Here is a 16,381-nt window from a genome sequence, read left to right as displayed (position 1 = left end):
CCTCGCGACGGACACCCTTGCCCTTGGCTAACAGTTCCTACTGCCAAGCCTGTAGCGGACTTTCACCGCCAAGTTATCGCCCGTGCCGGGCGCACTATAAATAGGCCAACCAGAAAATTTCTGGCTGACCTAATAATACGAAAAGCCGTCCCGAAGGAACGACTACGCTGTATCCGTAACATATGGACGGTGTACAATCATGACCTATCTTGTCCGTGCACTTGTCGCTAACTGTGGTTGCCGGCTCTTGTCTTTTATCGTACCAACTCAGCTCAGCAATGACTCTGCACCATCAATGACAATCTCTGCACCCGTAATATGCTTGGAGGCATTCGAAGCGAGAAAACTCACCAGATCGGCCACATGCTCAGGCTGCCCTGGTCCGTCCGCGAGTGGCTGCTGCCCCTCAGGAAACTCAATGGGAATAATAATATCCTGCAGATCGTCCGTTTTAATGGTACTTTGATCAATATTAGTTGCAATGGCGCCAGGACAGATGACATTAACCCTGATCTTGAATTTCGCCAGCTCGAGAGCTGCCATTTTGGCAAAGGCGACCTGTCCTGCCTTTGACGTACTGTAGGCTGACATTCCGAAGCTGGAGAAACGCTTGTTTCCATTAATCGAGCTCGTAATAATAATGCTGCCCCCGCCACGTTTTTTCAGATGAGGCAGTGCATATTTCACAGTGAAAAACGTACCGTCCAGGTTTGTTGTAATGATCTGCTGCCAATCCTGCACCTGAATTTCCTCAATCGGCGCGGATACTCCGTTAATACCTGCATTGGCAAATACGATATCCAAACCGCCAAACAGCTCTACCGTTTCAAGCACAGCCTTTTCCACCCGTGCCGGATCAGATATATCCACATCAAAGGCTCTCGCGGCCCCTTCATGCTGCGCGTTAATTTCTGCTTCCGTCTGTGAGATCCGATCATTCACCAGATCAAATAGTGCCACATGCGCTCCTTCGTTCGCCAGCTTGAGTGCCGTCGCTTTCCCAATACCGGAGCCCGCTCCAGTAATGATCGCTACCTTGCCTTGGAACTGGGGCTTATTGCTGTGCTGTGTCATCACTTAGTCACTCCTTCGATTTGGAAGTTATGTAAGAAGATTCGATCCAACCTGAAGTTTAATCAATTCTTCACAATATTACCCAAAACGAGCAGCTTTTAAATCAACACCCGCAACATTTTTCAAATAAAATTTACCATTCGATTTCGATGAAAGCGGCATCATCTTCCAGGCCGCCCGTATGGGCGGCATCCAGCAGCACCTGAATATGCTCATCTGGAATGTACGTATCAATGGCATCCAGATCATTCAATCCATCTGTATACAATTGAAGACGGCAAGCATCATTAGACGAAGCTTTCGTTTCAAAGACATGAGGTTTGCCACCTACAGGACCTTCGCGAGTAGACCATCGTTCATTAGTGCTGCAATGCTTCTGAAACTGCTTGGACTGCTCCTGGCCGTTGCACCAGAGCCGAATTCTGGAGTCACCCTGCCAAGCGATCCATACCTTGCTTTTACGTCCACCCGAGGTCAGCGCAATGCGTCCACATACATACATTGCCTGGCTTCCCTGGCTCCGCTTCTCCATTAATACCTCCCGCAGCAGAAGAGGCGAGCTGTCCAAAGGCTGTAATTGTTCAAGCTGCTTGGAAGCCACAGCTGTGATGTATTGAAGGTAGCGCTCAATGCCTTCAGCTGTAAGACTGGGGGTCGTTTCCATCCATTCCAGCAATGCGTTGCCCAGAAAACGGGCTGCAAAATCACCGAGATAACTCATACCAACTCCATCACATAATACAAAATGACAGACATTGTCGTGCATGCGAATTGCAACAAAGTCTTGACCTGCATCACCTTGATTCACTGTCTCCGCAGCCCGGCCGTATCCATATCTGCATTTCAGCCTGCCCTGATAACGTGTCAACGGCTGCTCGCCGGTCTGCACGCTTACATAGCGAAAATGTTCATGCCCCTGTTTGGCATGACCTGCCCGATCACTGGCAGACAATGTAGCCATACGCATCGCTCGCATGATTCCCCTCCTATCTTACAGGTGTCGCAGCAGACATCTGGAATCCAATGGAAACCAGCTCTGCACAAGTGCCAGGCAGCATCATGAGTGCCCCCGGTGCAAGTAAATAATCGGCCTCCACCAGCATTTCACGATAGCTTTCAGGCAGCACGGAGGACATGTTGCGTAATTTCTCACCATGCTCATCCTGAAGTATGGTTTCTGGAGAGATGCCCTTCCAGCGTCTCGGTTCTGTAATAGGACCTTCCAGCAGATGATCACTAATAAATATGTTTTCCACCAGAACGTTGCCATCTGGTACACTCATGCCCATAATACGTTTGGCAATCGGCTCCGGATCCTCGCCCGTCGCAACGCCGTCCGTCATATGACATACGAGTGGCGCAGGGCAATCCTGCATATTCGGTATTTCTGCCTGCAAAATTTTCTCCGCCTGCAAAAATGCTTTTGCCGAATCCGAGAAACGTCTTGGGGTCAAATCAGGCAGTGAGCCTACTGCGGCAATCTCGTCTATTCCTTTAATGCCGTTTAACACATCATATACGTCATCACTGTATGCCAAAATAGCAATCCGATACCGCGGCGTCAGCCGATTTCCCTTGGTTGAACGAAACACCATCTGGCGAATCGCCAAGGATAAAGCATCATATACGATGTCAATTCGCCGTCGATTATCCAAAACCATATTCATCGAGGCGCTGATATCTATCAAATAGATAATAAGTGCAGGGGTGCGCTGTGATGCTTGAATTGTATAGTTCATCTAGAGTGTGTCACCTCTATTATTTAATATAAAGTTACAGGTCAGGCAGCGTATACTTGGAATTGCTCAAAAATTTGTTGATTGCACTCATTCGTGCAGCCACTTTTCCTACTCCCTTGAAATACGATGCGTCCGTATTGTACAGGTTTTTAAAATCCCGGGCATAAGAAAGAGCATTATCCGTTTTTCTGCCTTTTTGTGCGTTATAAGCTTTGTTATAATGTGCGATCAGTGTTACCACGTTTTGTGCACGCTTTTTCTTGAGTGCTTCCTTCTGAGCAAGCTCTTGCTTTCGCTTCGCTTCAGCCTCTGCCTTTTGTTTGGCGATTTTAGCATCATTTTCTTTTTTCCAAACCAGATACGCCTCATATTTGGCCTGCTGATCGTATTTTTCCTGCAATGCCTTTCTGGCTGCTTCTTTCTTCTGCTGCTCCTGCTTCGCCAGGTAAGCTTCATATTTGGCCTGTTTATCATATTTTTGTTGCAATGCCTTGCGTTCTGCTTCTTTTTTCTTCGCTTCCGCTTCTTTTTGTTTGGCTTCCGCAAGCTTTTTCTTTTCCTCGGCTGCAAGCTTCGCAGCTTCAGCGGCCTTTTGCTTGTCAGCCTCTTCCTGCTGGAGCTTGGCAGCAACAGCCTCCTCAGCGGCCTTTGCTTCAGCCAGACGCGCAGCTTCCTGCTGTTTTACCTCAGCCTGATCGGCAAGAATTTTAACCGTAGGCACTCCCCCGGCCAGCAGCACAATAAGCACCGCTGAAGAGATCATGAATTTTTTGGAACGGTAAAATGGAATCGGTGCCGGCTCTGTGCTTTCCTTGCTCCCATGAATCTGTTCCTCCAGCTCCTTGATCGCTGCCTCCACTTCCATCTGCATTGCACTGTTGCTCGGAATGAAGTGATACAGTGAGCGGTATACCTCCAGTGCAGCAGCCGGTTTGTCTTCATCCTCCAATGCTCTGGCTTGAAGGAACAGACGATTCACCACAGCTTCCTGTTCTGGAGCCTGTTTGGCACCTGACATACCAGCGGCAGTATCGCCCTTATGATCAGAATGTCCTGCATCGTGCTCCGTTTCCGTATCCGCAGGAACTTCTGACAAATGCTGTGCATCATCTTGCACTTCGACAGGTGAAACCAGAAGCGCATCCGCCTGTTCTGTATCTGCAGCGGCAAGAGCAATGTACCATTCACCAAAGGTTGGACAGCTGCTTAGGTCATGGCTTTCCCAAGCCCGGATAAAGAGATCCGATAATTTGGAACCCCAGCGTTTCTCCAGAGAACTCCGCATTGCAAAATAACGCTCGCTGGCAGTCTGCATCTCATGCTGATCAAAATAGCTTTCTCCCCATGCTTTTTCGACAATGACCGGGTCTGACCAGCATAACATCTCCGCAATAATGACAGCACCAGCAAACCTGTCGGCGTAAGAGCTCCACAGACCACTATGCACCGTACGATGGGCTGCATAACCGGGTGAACCCGCTAGCAGCGCATCTGGCCTATCCATCTTGGAACCATACATCTGCTCGACATCAACAAGTTCAACTGCAGAAGTAAGCTGCGAGTTCTGCACTTCGGAAAAAAACGGAATCATTACATTAGGCGCAGACAGATCACAATGTGCCAGTCCGCGCTGCTCCATCGCAGAACCTGTGCCCGCAAGTGCTCTTGCCAGCTTCAGGCTTTCTTCCGATGTCAGCTGTTTTTGGTCACTGATCACATCGAACCAGGTCAGTCCCTGTACCCATGGCATCAACACGGCGTACAACAGATCAGGATGTTCTCCAATAAGCGCTCCGTTTCTTTCCGGAGTGAGCACTTCACGTCTGCATACCTGCAGCCCAGGCAGTTCACTGTATGGCTCCATATGCTCAGACTGATATACCATCGCCGGGATACGAAATTTCGGAAAAAATACTTTTAGTGCTTTTGCCCCATGCACGGAGCCGCCGCGGGGAATTAACTGATAAACAATCCCTTGCCTCCCGGCTTGAGCATAAGCAAGCCCCGGCGCAGCCGGATGCTGCCCAATCGTATAGGCAATGTCGTTAATCACCACTTCATCCCCGGGATTCAGTTGAAAAGACATGCTTATCCCTCTCTCTGTCTTTGTGTCATAGTTGCAACAAAAACCGGGCGTGAATACACCCGGTTTCGCTGTAATTGTACAATCCATTTTCTTGATAAATTGCACAACCTTGTTCTTGCTGCCCGCATATATTCAAGGCGGTTGTATGGCTCTCATCGCCCTGATCTATGTACAGCAGATTAACGAGCTTGGTCTGCAGTGCGGAATTTAGTCGCAATTGCTGACAATTCTGCGCTGATACTGTTGAGTGTTTGAACGAAAGACTGCATTTGTTTGCTTGCTTCCTGGAACTCCTGGAAGAAGCGCTGCTTCGTCATACCTTCCCATTGACCTTCCATGCTCGTGATGGATTGAGTCAAAGTAGATACGATCTGCTGACTTTGCTCTCCACTTTGTTTGAATTGGTTAGACACCTGATCCAGTTGTTCCGGGGTAACTAAAATACGTCCTGCCATTGTTAAATTCCTCCTTGATGTGTGCAATTGTTTTGGTTTGTTCAAATTGTACTATACAAGGATCGATCGGACAAAAGCCGAAGGACCTAATCCTATTTACCCCATTTTCAGCCTATGAAACTTCAACTAACAGCCTATTTACAATTAAATTTACTTCCTGCTGTACTTTGGTTTCGCAGCATGCTCAGGAAACTACAGGTTCAGTTCCTCTCCTGTCCCGAAAGGAAGGGTCTCTAAATCTCCAGGCGACAGGCTCAGGCTGCATTGCCTGAACAAGAGTAGCCGGAGAACCATCAGGCGGGGCTGTATCCTGTATTCGATACACCGCCGCCATAGCGGAAAGGGGATCGGATACAACAGCTACATCAGCAGCATGAGCAGGCAGAATTTCGCTTGCACTGCTGCTTTGAAGAACATTCAGCATGTTGACTGCATTACCATAGACAACGTTGACATGCGTCAGCACGGAACGATAATCCATATCTACTTGTTGGAACAACAATGCCTTGCGACCTAACAGCATACTTAAGTCCATCAATCGACGAAGAGCATCTTCCCCCAGACGTTTACTGCGATCCCATTCACTCATCACCGCCGCACGGGATTCGATATCCCAATCCAGCGAATGAATTGCCTGATCCAACACTGCCATTTTTTGCTGTATTTGCTCCGCTGCATACTGAATCTGCCTGCTCAGTGCCCGAAGCACATCCGGTTCCACACGAATGCGCATTTACCATCACCTTTCCTCTTCCCCTGCAGGCTGTTTAAGCCAGTCCAGCAGCATTTCGTGAAACTGTTCTTTTGTTGTGAGCGCTGCAACAAGCCAATCATCCGAAGCTGTTGTGCTCATGCGGAATAACCAGTTAGAAGCCGGACTAGCGGTGAATGCAGCCGACTGTGACTGCCATCCCTCCTGCCCCCATACGAGTAATCGCAGCTCTCCATCCGATTGCTTGCTCGTCAGGCAACGGGCCAGAGCAAGCGAGCCTTCAGGATCACTCGTTTCCTGTGAGAGCTCATCTGCCAGAGACTGTAGCTCAAAGCCCTCAAGACCATTCATCACATCGTAAAACTTTTTCTTGGAACACATCAATGCCGGTTTCTCCGCTGGAGAATGACCACTCCATTTCATCCGCTCAATGAGGATATCAATGGCTTCACGTACATTGCCCAGATCAAGCAGACGGAATGAATCGGAAGCATCCGAAGCGCGGGTGACTTCAACGACCCGTTCATCTGTACAATGAATATAACTTTCATACGACTTGCCACAAACAGTATAGCGAAGCCAGCATGCTCTGTCCGACAACCCGGCTATAGCTACTCTGGAAAAAACGGTTGGAGTCATGATCAGCTCATTGGTATCTTGATCCTGAATCAAGTAGCCTTTATCCAGCAAGGAGGTTTTGACACGCTCCCACTCCATGGCAATTTCTTCTGCCATATAACCGCGAAACGGATCTTCCACCCCCAGCAGCCGATCGGAACCGAGTATGCCGGCAAGGAAAAACAGTTCCTTAATTTGCAGTGTGACTACCTTTTGCTTAGAATCATGAACCGTCAACATTATGAGCCACCTCCCCTCAAACTACAACATGCCATCGGTCACGAATTTCAGAAATCCAATTGTTCATCTTCCAGCTGTTATCGCATGGAACTGCACCTTTAACCCTGGAATATTTGCGTTTTATATAATAACCCTGACCTGGTGGCAGTACCTTCAGCCCACTTGTGCTGCCCCCGGATTCGGAATAAGGAATACGGAAGAACGATAAATCATTAGGGTCCAAAGTCCCGAACAGCAATCCACTCTGAGATGCTTTTACATCACTTACCCAATCGGAGCCGAACGTCGGAAAGTCTGCAGGCACTCCAGATAGAATCACATGAATGCCCCTGTCTCTTCCTTGACGAACAATGACCCCGAGCTGATCTTTTACATTAAAGTCAGTCAGCTGTTTGGACAGCGTATCTGCGTCGTCAACGACGAGCACGATGGCCGGCCCTCCCGCAATCTCCCCGCGTTTCAGAACTTCATCGTACAACTCCTGAATGACAGGTGCAAGCTGTTCTTCTCGCGAAACATGTCCACGGACATGGGGCAAACTGCTGATTTCGCCCAGCCCTCCTGAGCCATACCTCATATCAACGGTGTATATTTGCACATCCTTTGGTGAAGCGTGATAGGCAAGAGACAACATCCAGGTTTGCAAAAATGTCGTTTTGCCCCCCTCCATCGGACTGGTCACCATAAAGTGCGGGCCTTCACGCAGATTCAGTTCAAACGGCTCCAGATCGTCCGTAAGCAGCCCGACGGGTACATTAACGCTTGAGGTCTCCCAAGCCTTGCCAAAGGAACCTGTGCGTACAAGCAGGTCCTTCAGCTTGATTTCATCCGGAAGCGGTGCAATCTGCGGTGCTTCTTCCCCCGTCCAGCCCTGGCGAATCGCTGCAATTGTGCGGCGAAGTGCAGAGGAGCGTTCACCCTCATCCGCTCCGGTAGAAGGCAGTGCAGCCTGAAACATCAATGGAGGCACCTGGCCTTTCACCAGACCTCTGCCGGGAGGCAGCTGACTCGGAGCCTTGGACGGCCGTCCTACCGCATAATAATAATCACTCGGATCAGACAGCTCGAACGAAACTGCATTCGGAATGTTGCTTCTGAATTTTTCAAAAATATCCGTTACCCGATTCGCTGTGAGTACAAAGGTGATACCCAGACTCCCACCTTCACGCAAAATGGTCTCCAACAATTCATTTTCGTCCGGGTATGCATTGCGGAACGACAGATATCCGTCAATAACCACTACAATCTGTGGCACAGCCGTATGGGCTGTTCGACGATATGCCGAAATTGTTTTAACGCCTGCCTCCGAGATGATATCCTTGCGCTGTGATGAAATTTTGACAATGTAACGGAATAAGCGTTTGATCCGGTCTTCCTCTTCGGCCATCATCACACCGCCGACCTGCGGCAGTCCTGCAAAGTCCTTCATCATTCGGCCCATGTCAATAATGTATCCATTCCATGGCTCGGTTCGCTCCGCGCTGGCCAGAGACATGAGCAGCGTCTGAACAAACGTTGTTTTGCCAAGACCAGGCATCCCGTATACTACGAGGTGCCCTTGATCCATAGGCAGGGCCAGCGGCAGCTGTCGTTGATTCGGCAGGTCATCCAGCATGCCTACAACAGGCTTGAGACTACTCGCGCCGGCCTCAAGCAGAGACTCACTCTTGCCCTCCTGCTTCCAATCATGCAAGCTCTCCAGCTCCAGTGTCTCCGGCAACGGCGGCAGCCATGGCCCCGGCAACCGATCAATGCCAGCATCTGCGGCCGCCTTGGCCACATAATCAATAAATACCTGGAGCTGTTTAGGAACATCATCCCCTTTAAGCACGGCTCTTCGCTCACCAGTCAGGAGAGGCTCTCGCTTGCCATTCAGACGTACCTCCATGACAGGCAGCACCGTCGAAGTATCCTCCTGCTGGTTATAAGGCGCTCCGCTCCAGGCGAACTGCATCTCTTCAAAAACTTCATCACTGCCGACCTGAAAATAACCTCGACCCGGCTTTGTAATCCAGGCCGCATTCGGAATTTTGATCATATCCCGGCTGTCTCCTTCACTCTGTACACGAAGACAGATACGGAAACGCGAGTTGCTCCATATTTTATCATCCACAACACCGGCAGGCTTCTGGGTTGCCAGAATAAGGTGAACACCCAGCGTCCGGCCAATGGCTGCAATACTGATCAGCTCATCCATGAATTCCGGCTGATCCCGCTTTAATTGAGCGAACTCATCAATAATAATAACGAGATGCGGCAGCGGCTGCTCATGTCTGGATCGTAAAATTTTGTAATACTCATCGATATGTTGCAGATTTCCAGCATCATTCAGAATTTTCTGTCTTCTTACCAGCTCTGCCCGAAGTGAAACATTCGCCCGCTCGATCAGATTGCCGTCCAGATTGGTGATTGTGCCTACCACATGCGGCAGATCAACAAACGTATTGGACATGCCGCCACCCTTGTAATCGATCAGCATAAATGCAAGATCATGAGGATGAAACTCTGCGGCCAGTGAAGCAACGATGGACTGGATGACCTCACTTTTACCTGAACCGGTCGTGCCAGCAATCAAGCCATGTGGGCCATGGCCTTGCCGCTCGATTTTGTCATGCAGGTTAATCGCTATTTTCTTGCCTCCGGCTCTTACTCCCATCGGTACCGGAAGAGTATCGGGGTAGCGGGTCTGTTCCCAGCGGGATAAGACATCCAGATCCTCCACACGCGAAGTGCTGAGCATATCAAACAATGGCAGCACCTGTGGAATCTCCGAAGCCGAGGATCGTTTCAGACGAATCGGTGACATATAACGAGACAATGCCTCAGCCATCTCCCTGGAGATGGCATCCGGCTTGTATGGCTGTTGAATGACATCAGCATCTTCCGTTTTTTTGATATACAGCCCTTTGCCCTTGCCAGCCTCCATAATTAACTGACAATGCATAGGAAGCGATTGTTTGCGGTTCGCCAGTACAATCGTGCACACATCAATCTCTTGCGCAGCCTCCAGCAGCAGCGGCAGTAAAGGCTCCTCTTCAATCAGCTGGGTGTCGGACAGAATCACAACATAACATGGTGTTTGCACTGCTTTTTTGTATCGGTCCTCTTTATTGTTCCGACGACGGTTTAATACGGAAAACAAGCTGTCCGCCAATTGATGCGCACTGCTGTGCCTGTCAGCCATGTACCGCTGCCCCTGATCCTCATCCCAGATATGCGGCAGCCAGCGGAGCCAATCCCACTCCTTCGTATCCTTTTCTTCATAGAAGGCAGCCAGCTTCAGCTCGTCCGGTGAATGCCTTACCGCAAGCTGGGATACAATGACCCGGAGCGAAGCCATAACTTCTTCCCGATCACCAACAAGGCCCATCACCTTGGATTCGAACAACGGCAGCGTGATGGATGCATCCGGAACCGTCTGGAATTCAGCAGCGAGCTCGTGTGCTGCTTCTATCAGCTCATCCTTTTCATATCCATCAATACGCGGAACCTGCAGTTTGATCCGAAACGGAATTTCTCCTGTACCAATTCGCACCTGCAGGAAGTCATCATCCTCCGGCGAGCGCTCCCAAAGCGAACTGCTGCGGTTCTTTACAATCTGCAAACATACAGACGGATCACCATGGATCTCATGCAGACTTTTCACCTGCTCTGCCTGCGCTTCCTTCAGCTCTTCACGGTGTTTATCCAGTTGTGCAAGGTACATTGCTTTACGTTCCTCGATCTTTTTACGATAGGTCTTTTTGTTGCTAAGATAGACGAAAAAAGGAATCGTGTACGATGTGAGCATCATCATAACGGTCATCATTTGAAACATCATATAACTGCTGTTGTTCATTTTGCCGGTCATATTGATATATACATAAAAACCGATGCTGACCATTGTCATCATCACGGGAATAATAATTGAAATCATCGAAAACGTAGGTTTGTTCGGTTCCGAAGGCGGCCTTAGAATTTCGAGTCGCTCTTCCTTTAGAACTGGTGTCATTCTTGGAGAACGCTGATATAACACATTCACGAAGAAAAGACCTCCTTTTAATCGTTCATTTAATGAATGATACGCCTTAGAGCGCTATTCGTTGCTCTCTTGTTGAAATAAGGAGCGTCTTCCATAGATCGGCGCCTCTTCGGAAGTGGTTGAAAATGCGCGCTGCACACGCACACAGCTTCCCTGACGAAGCCCTGTTTCCATTAACTGCTGGGTATTCTGCGGGGTAAACCACAGCCCCTCCGGAAATTTGGCCTCGAGAATATATTGAATGCCGTCTCCAGGGGCCTGCCCGAAAATGCGCACACCCAGCAGCGTCTTCAGATGTTCAATGGTACATTCATCAGGAACATCGATGTCGAACCATTCGCCTTCCTCCCGGCCGGAATACACGGTTAATATCATGTGAATCCCTCCCAAAAGTCTCATATGTAAAATGTCCTAATGTCAGATTAAATCAAAAAAATGCGGATGAAACGGTATTCCACCCTATTTTCTTATATAAAACCCCTGTTTGCAACGTACCAGCTGTAATTTTGTTACATATGACCCACGTATATATTAAAATATCGTCCATTTGACTCAGAACTTTCGTGTCATTGTTTGATTTAACAAATGCAAAGATGCGAAAGTTTCGGACATTCTTCCATTTATTTGCAGATTATAGTATACTAAATGGGACTTCTAATGCTTCGCCCACAATTGAATTGTGAACACTTTTCAAACTTTATGCACCTTTATGTTTTCATAAGCTGATTTTAAGGTAATTTTAAGCATTGGTATTTAATATTACCTGTATGAAATAACTCTCGTGAGGTGATTTCAAGTGAGAACTCTAATAACATTTCAAAACAAATCAATTCCTGTATACTTTAATCAAGAAAACAAACAACCTGTGCAAAAAACATTACGCTTGCTTAGCAGTGCTTTGGAACACAAAATCAGTAACGGTAAACGCGCTTTGCAAAAATGTCTGCAATCTTTGATTAGTATTGAAATTGTTGGTGGCGAAGCGATCCTTCACAGCCGCAGTGAAAATGACTCTCTTGCTCTATCCTTATATTGAAGGACACATTGAAGAAGAACCCGTTCTCCTTCGCTTATACGTTACCATGAAAAAGGAAGCCTCCCCTCAAGGGACAAGCTTCCTTTTTGCATGACTTTCTGTTTAACTGCTATTCGCATGTTTTCCTGCTTAATTACATCTTCTCAAGAGCATAGGCCACCTCATGCTCCTCCGCGATCTCGGCTTTTCGAATACGAATGACAAATAGTCTGACCAGATTGGCTCGTGTATGTTCTTCCTGACAGGTATTTATTTTTCTTAAAATAAAGCGGTCAATGGACATGAGTTCCAAGCCCCTTTGCCATAATATTTACGGAGCACTTCGTTCCGTGTATCCATAAATAACCAGATCAAGACGAACCCAAACAGCTTTTTTTACGGAAACCGCACCATATCTGAACCGGTTGTAAAATGATGCAAAAGCCTGTCCCACCAGCGCTGAGACAGGCTTTACACACCTCTTGTCACTTTATAGCGAACATACCTTTGAGACAGGGAACGCACCCCATGCTTTCCCGTTTATTCGACTCATTTCACACCCGGATAGTCGCGATGTTGATGCTGCAGACTGATCCAGCGTGTACGTGTAAATTTATCAATGGCCCAATCTCCGCCGAAGCGGCCGATCCCTGACGATTTTTCACCGCCAAACATCACATGAGCTTCATCATTTACCGATTGATCATTTACATGCACCATACCGGATTCGATCTGCTGAGCTGCGTGATAACCACGCTCCAGATTCGTCGTAAATACCGATCCACTAAGCCCGTAAGGTGTATCGTTCGCCAGTTCAATGGCCTGCTGTTCATCCTTTGCTTTCATTATTAATGCGACCGGGCCAAAGAGCTCCTGCTGCACAATCTCTTGATCCGGCTTCACATCTGCAAGCACTGTCGGTTGAAGCACGGCCTGTTCATGTGTGCCTCCCAGCAGCAGTTTCGCACCTTCTTTCTCAGCCTGTTTCACCAGTTCCAGGAGGCGCTTGACCTCTTTTTGGCGAATCAAAGGTCCCACCAGCGTGCTTGGATCAGCAGGATCACCCGCTTGAATGTTTTTCGCTTTGTCTACAAACGATTGCAGGAACCTGTCGTAGATACCCTCGTGCACAATGATGCGATTAAGCGCCATACAGATCTGTCCCTGATGAAGAAACTTGCCAAACACCGCAGCCTGAGCCGCATGCTCAATATCGGCATCTTCCAAAACAATCATGGCGTTGTTGCCGCCAAGCTCCAGTGCAGTTTCCTTGAGCTGCTCACCTGCGAGCTTGCCGATGCCTCGCCCGACTTCCGTAGAACCTGTAAACGAGATTACCTTGGGAACCGGATGGGTTACAAAATAATCTCCGATTTCGCTGCCGCTTCCGGCAACAACATTTAATACCCCTTCTGGCAGGCCAGCCTGTTCAAACAGATCGGCAATCACCCAGCCGGCTGTAATTGGCGTATCCGATGCAGGTTTGATCACAACACCGTTACCGAGTGCAATTGCTGGCGCAACCGAACGCAGACACAGATGCAGCGGAAAGTTCCATGGCCCAATGACTCCAATAACACCTTTGGGTTCACGGACTACACGATTTTCCTTGCCAGGCGTATTCGACGGGAGCAGCTCTCCTTTCATTCGAAAAGGAAATGATGCCGACTCGTCTACAACACGTTTTGCCGCTACAAATTCCGCTTCTGCCTTGATTCTTGTGCTGCCTGATTCCGTGATGAGAAGCCGGGTGATCTCTTCCTTTCGTTCGTCCAACAAGGAAGACATCTTGCGCAGCACGCCTTCCTTAACGGATGGCAGAGCTGCCTTCCATTCCACTGCACTTTTTTTCGCAGACTGATACGCCCGGTCTATGTCCTCTTTACTGGAAGAACGCCATACAGCGATCACTTCATCCGTGTACGGATTGATGTTCTCCAGCATTTTTTCACCCGTGCCGTCCACCCATTTGCCTGAAATATATTGCTTCGTCCAAGTTGCCGCTGTACGTTGATTATCCATTAAAGTCATTACGCACGCCTCCGATCCTTAGATTAGAATGTACATATAAAAAAACAATGTCTCATTCATTAACCTCGTTCGAAGTCAGGCAAACGGTCAAATCAGACCAGCCGTAAGCAACCTCTGCCACATCCTCATCCCCGATACGAATCTGCTGTGTATGAACAGGGATTCCCCCCAACTTTTCATAAAACCGGCAAGCCGGATTACGCTCCAGCGCCCAGATCAGCATGGTGCGCATCTGACATTTCAGAAGATGTTGAACTACCTGCTGGACCAGCTGTCTGCCAATTCCTGATTGCTGGTAAGACTGCAGCAGATAGATAGCATAGAGCTCACCATCATAGGGAAGTTTCCCTTCCCGTTCCTTTCCACCGCAAGCAAAACCGACAATCTTCCCGTTCAGCTCCTCGGCAACAAGCAAAATCTGATCTTTTTCGCCAGAGCGTATTTGCTTCTCCCACTGCGGCAATCTCGATTCAGTTGTCAAATGATGCAAAACATGATCGGGCACAATTCCTCGATACGTTGTTTTCCAGCTCTCTGTATGTACATAAGCGATTGCCTCTGCATCCCTCTGACGTGCCTGTCTGATCTGTATCATTATCTTGCTCCCTTCTCCATTTTCTTACCATACATGTGAGGTACAGTCTTCTGGTGGGATGCAGCATCTGGTGAGATACAGCAATCCGGCCTAGGGCCGGATCGTGACTCTCGTGCCTACAGGCACCTTGGAGGACAGGTCCAGCACGTCTGAATTGTACATACGAATACAGCCGTGGGAGACGGACTTGCCAATGGACGAAGGCTGATTAGTGCCGTGGATGCCATAGTGCGGCTCGGACAATCCCATCCAGAGCACACCGAAGGGGCCCCCGGGATTCTCTTGTTTATTCACAATGGTAAACTCGCCACTCGGCGTCTCTGTAAGCATCTTTCCTGTGGCTATGGGATATCCCTTCACAACTTGATCTCCGTCCAGCAGATATAACATATGGTCGGACAAATCTACGATAATTCTATAATTCGGCATGATGTCATCCCTCCTGCCCTATCCTATGCAAGGCAGATGCGGATTTCCCCGGCTCCTGTCAATACTGCTGCTCCCAATCCTTGACCCGATGTGCATGCTTGGCCTTACGTGTCTTGGCCGGTTTGCTTGAAGCTGTTCGTTTTCTTGAAGCCACCTCTTCCTTGCGCCGCTGATACTGAAGCTCCTTCTGCATCTTGAGAAAGTTACTCAGCCGCTTTGCCTCAAGCTCTCCATTCTCGATCGCCTCTTTGACCGCACAGCCCTCTTCTTTTGTATGGCTGCAATCCATGAATTTGCATGCAGAAGCCAGCTCTTCAATCTCGCCAAACGCCTGAGACAGCCCATCTTCTCCTTCATCCCATAGATGAAGCTCTCGCATCCCCGGTGTATCGATCAGGACGGCTCCCTGCGGTAATACAAACATCTCCCGATGTGTCGTTGTATGTCTGCCTCGACTATCCCCTTCACGAACGGATTGTGTAACCTGCACCTCCCTGCCCATCATCCAGTTAACCAATGTGGACTTGCCGCTTCCTGATGAGCCAGTAAGTGCCACCGTTGCCCCAGGCTTCAGAACCATTTCCAGCTGCTCTTTCCCTTGTCCTTCGACTGCCGAGATTGCCAGCACCTCTACACCCGGAGCAATGCCCTCCACCTGACTGATTCGTGTCTGCACATCGTCACATAGATCACTTTTACTCAGGACAATAACGGGTCTTACGCCCCCATTCCAGGCCATTAACACATATCTTTCAAGTCTTCTGAGATTAAAATCATGATTAAGCGCAGCAACGATCAATAACGTATCTACATTGGCCGCAATGAGCTGCTCCTTCGTTATCGGCCCTGCAGCCTGTCTCGACACACGACTCTGACGCGGAAGCAGGTGATGAATAATTACTTCCTCACCCGGCTTGCACGCTACAGCTACCCAATCACCGACGGCGGGGGACAAGCCTGACTCCAGGCTCTCATGCCGAAGTCGTCCCGACATCTTGCCCCAGCATTCTCCGTCTGCTGTAATCAGTCGCTGCATATGTCCATGATCCGCTATAATTCGGGCAGGCTGTCTGGAAGCCGCTTCCTGCTGCTCCTCTGTCCATACTTTCTCCCATGCCGCAGACCAACCATATCTATGAATACCGTTCTTTTCAATTTCCATAGTGCTCCCAATAACCTCTTTTATACTACTGCTTTCATTAGCCTCTTTTATACTACTGCTTTCATTAGCCTCTTTTATACTACTTTCAATAGTCTTTTTATTATCTTGATTTAAAATAAAAATTCCTCCCAGATCGTTTACATTTTACGATGTAATGCTTGCTCTTTTAAGCCTCTTTCGTTTTGCAATTCGTCCTGCTTCTCC

At 48.7% G+C, this 16,381-nt stretch carries 15 protein-coding genes; 1 reads left to right on the top strand and 14 read right to left on the bottom strand.

All coding sequences use genetic code 11. The features are described 5' to 3' along the window. Positions 1 to 267: 267 nt before the first annotated feature. From HNR77_RS02560 to HNR77_RS02520, 9 genes are all read right to left on the bottom strand, one after another. A complete protein-coding gene (locus tag HNR77_RS02560) occupies positions 268 to 1,074 on the bottom strand; it encodes an SDR family oxidoreductase (protein WP_184180407.1) in 807 nt (268 codons plus the stop codon). 133 nt (positions 1,075 to 1,207) lie between these two features. Beyond that, positions 1,208 to 2,050 carry a protein phosphatase 2C domain-containing protein gene (locus HNR77_RS02555; RefSeq protein ID WP_184180405.1) on the bottom strand — a complete coding sequence of 281 codons (843 nt, stop codon included), beginning with the start codon at positions 2,048 to 2,050 and terminating at the stop codon, positions 1,208 to 1,210. Between the two features lie 10 nt (positions 2,051 to 2,060). Continuing rightward, the gene (locus HNR77_RS02550; RefSeq protein WP_110892966.1) at positions 2,061 to 2,813 is read right to left on the bottom strand and encodes a vWA domain-containing protein; all 753 of its coding nucleotides are present in this window, start codon (positions 2,811 to 2,813) and stop codon (positions 2,061 to 2,063) included. Positions 2,814 to 2,847: 34 nt separating this feature from the next. Then, positions 2,848 to 4,899, bottom strand: coding sequence for a protein kinase family protein (locus HNR77_RS02545; RefSeq protein ID WP_184180403.1), 2,052 nt, complete (start codon positions 4,897 to 4,899; stop codon positions 2,848 to 2,850). Between the two features lie 179 nt (positions 4,900 to 5,078). Beyond that, positions 5,079 to 5,354, bottom strand: coding sequence for a WXG100 family type VII secretion target (locus tag HNR77_RS02540; protein ID WP_110892970.1), 276 nt, complete (start codon positions 5,352 to 5,354; stop codon positions 5,079 to 5,081). 184 nt (positions 5,355 to 5,538) lie between these two features. Then, a complete protein-coding gene (locus HNR77_RS02535; RefSeq protein WP_184180401.1) occupies positions 5,539 to 6,087 on the bottom strand; it encodes a WXG100 family type VII secretion target in 549 nt (182 codons plus the stop codon). A 6-nt stretch (positions 6,088 to 6,093) separates the two neighbouring features. Continuing rightward, entirely contained in the window at positions 6,094 to 6,924 is an 831-nt protein-coding gene (locus HNR77_RS02530) for a hypothetical protein (protein ID WP_184180399.1), read from the bottom strand. 16 nt (positions 6,925 to 6,940) lie between these two features. Further along, the gene (essC, locus tag HNR77_RS02525; protein ID WP_184180397.1) at positions 6,941 to 10,945 is read right to left on the bottom strand and encodes a type VII secretion protein EssC; all 4,005 of its coding nucleotides are present in this window, start codon (positions 10,943 to 10,945) and stop codon (positions 6,941 to 6,943) included. Positions 10,946 to 10,999: 54 nt separating this feature from the next. Continuing rightward, the gene (locus tag HNR77_RS02520) at positions 11,000 to 11,320 is read right to left on the bottom strand and encodes a hypothetical protein (RefSeq protein ID WP_111268942.1); all 321 of its coding nucleotides are present in this window, start codon (positions 11,318 to 11,320) and stop codon (positions 11,000 to 11,002) included. A 421-nt stretch (positions 11,321 to 11,741) separates the two neighbouring features. On the opposite strand from HNR77_RS02520, the gene HNR77_RS02515 reads away from it, so the two are divergent. Further along, positions 11,742 to 11,981 (top strand): hypothetical protein, encoded by a 240-nt coding sequence (locus HNR77_RS02515; protein ID WP_024630323.1) that lies wholly within the window; start codon positions 11,742 to 11,744, stop codon positions 11,979 to 11,981. Between the two features lie 133 nt (positions 11,982 to 12,114). On the opposite strand, the gene HNR77_RS02510 is transcribed toward HNR77_RS02515, so the two are convergent. From HNR77_RS02510 to rsgA, 5 genes are all read right to left on the bottom strand, one after another. Then, positions 12,115 to 12,264, bottom strand: a complete 150-nt coding sequence (locus HNR77_RS02510) for a hypothetical protein (RefSeq protein WP_167433928.1) — start codon at positions 12,262 to 12,264, stop codon at positions 12,115 to 12,117. Positions 12,265 to 12,509: 245 nt separating this feature from the next. Next, positions 12,510 to 13,991, bottom strand: coding sequence for an aldehyde dehydrogenase family protein (locus tag HNR77_RS02505; protein ID WP_184180395.1), 1,482 nt, complete (start codon positions 13,989 to 13,991; stop codon positions 12,510 to 12,512). 52 nt (positions 13,992 to 14,043) lie between these two features. After that, complete coding sequence (locus HNR77_RS02500; RefSeq protein ID WP_184180393.1) at positions 14,044 to 14,586, bottom strand: GNAT family N-acetyltransferase; 543 nt, start codon at positions 14,584 to 14,586, stop codon at positions 14,044 to 14,046. Positions 14,587 to 14,676: 90 nt separating this feature from the next. Next, positions 14,677 to 15,015: a L,D-transpeptidase gene (locus HNR77_RS02495; RefSeq protein ID WP_145402730.1), complete on the bottom strand. Its 339-nt coding sequence runs from the start codon at positions 15,013 to 15,015 to the stop codon at positions 14,677 to 14,679. 58 nt (positions 15,016 to 15,073) lie between these two features. Continuing rightward, entirely contained in the window at positions 15,074 to 16,177 is a 1,104-nt protein-coding gene (rsgA, locus tag HNR77_RS02490; RefSeq protein WP_184180391.1) for a ribosome small subunit-dependent GTPase A, read from the bottom strand. Positions 16,178 to 16,381: the final 204 nt, after the last annotated feature.

This window comes from Paenibacillus sp. JGP012 (genome assembly GCF_014203995.1).
Taxonomy (GTDB): domain Bacteria; phylum Bacillota; class Bacilli; order Paenibacillales; family Paenibacillaceae; genus Paenibacillus; species Paenibacillus silvae.
This window is presented reverse-complemented; position numbering and strand designations above follow the sequence as displayed.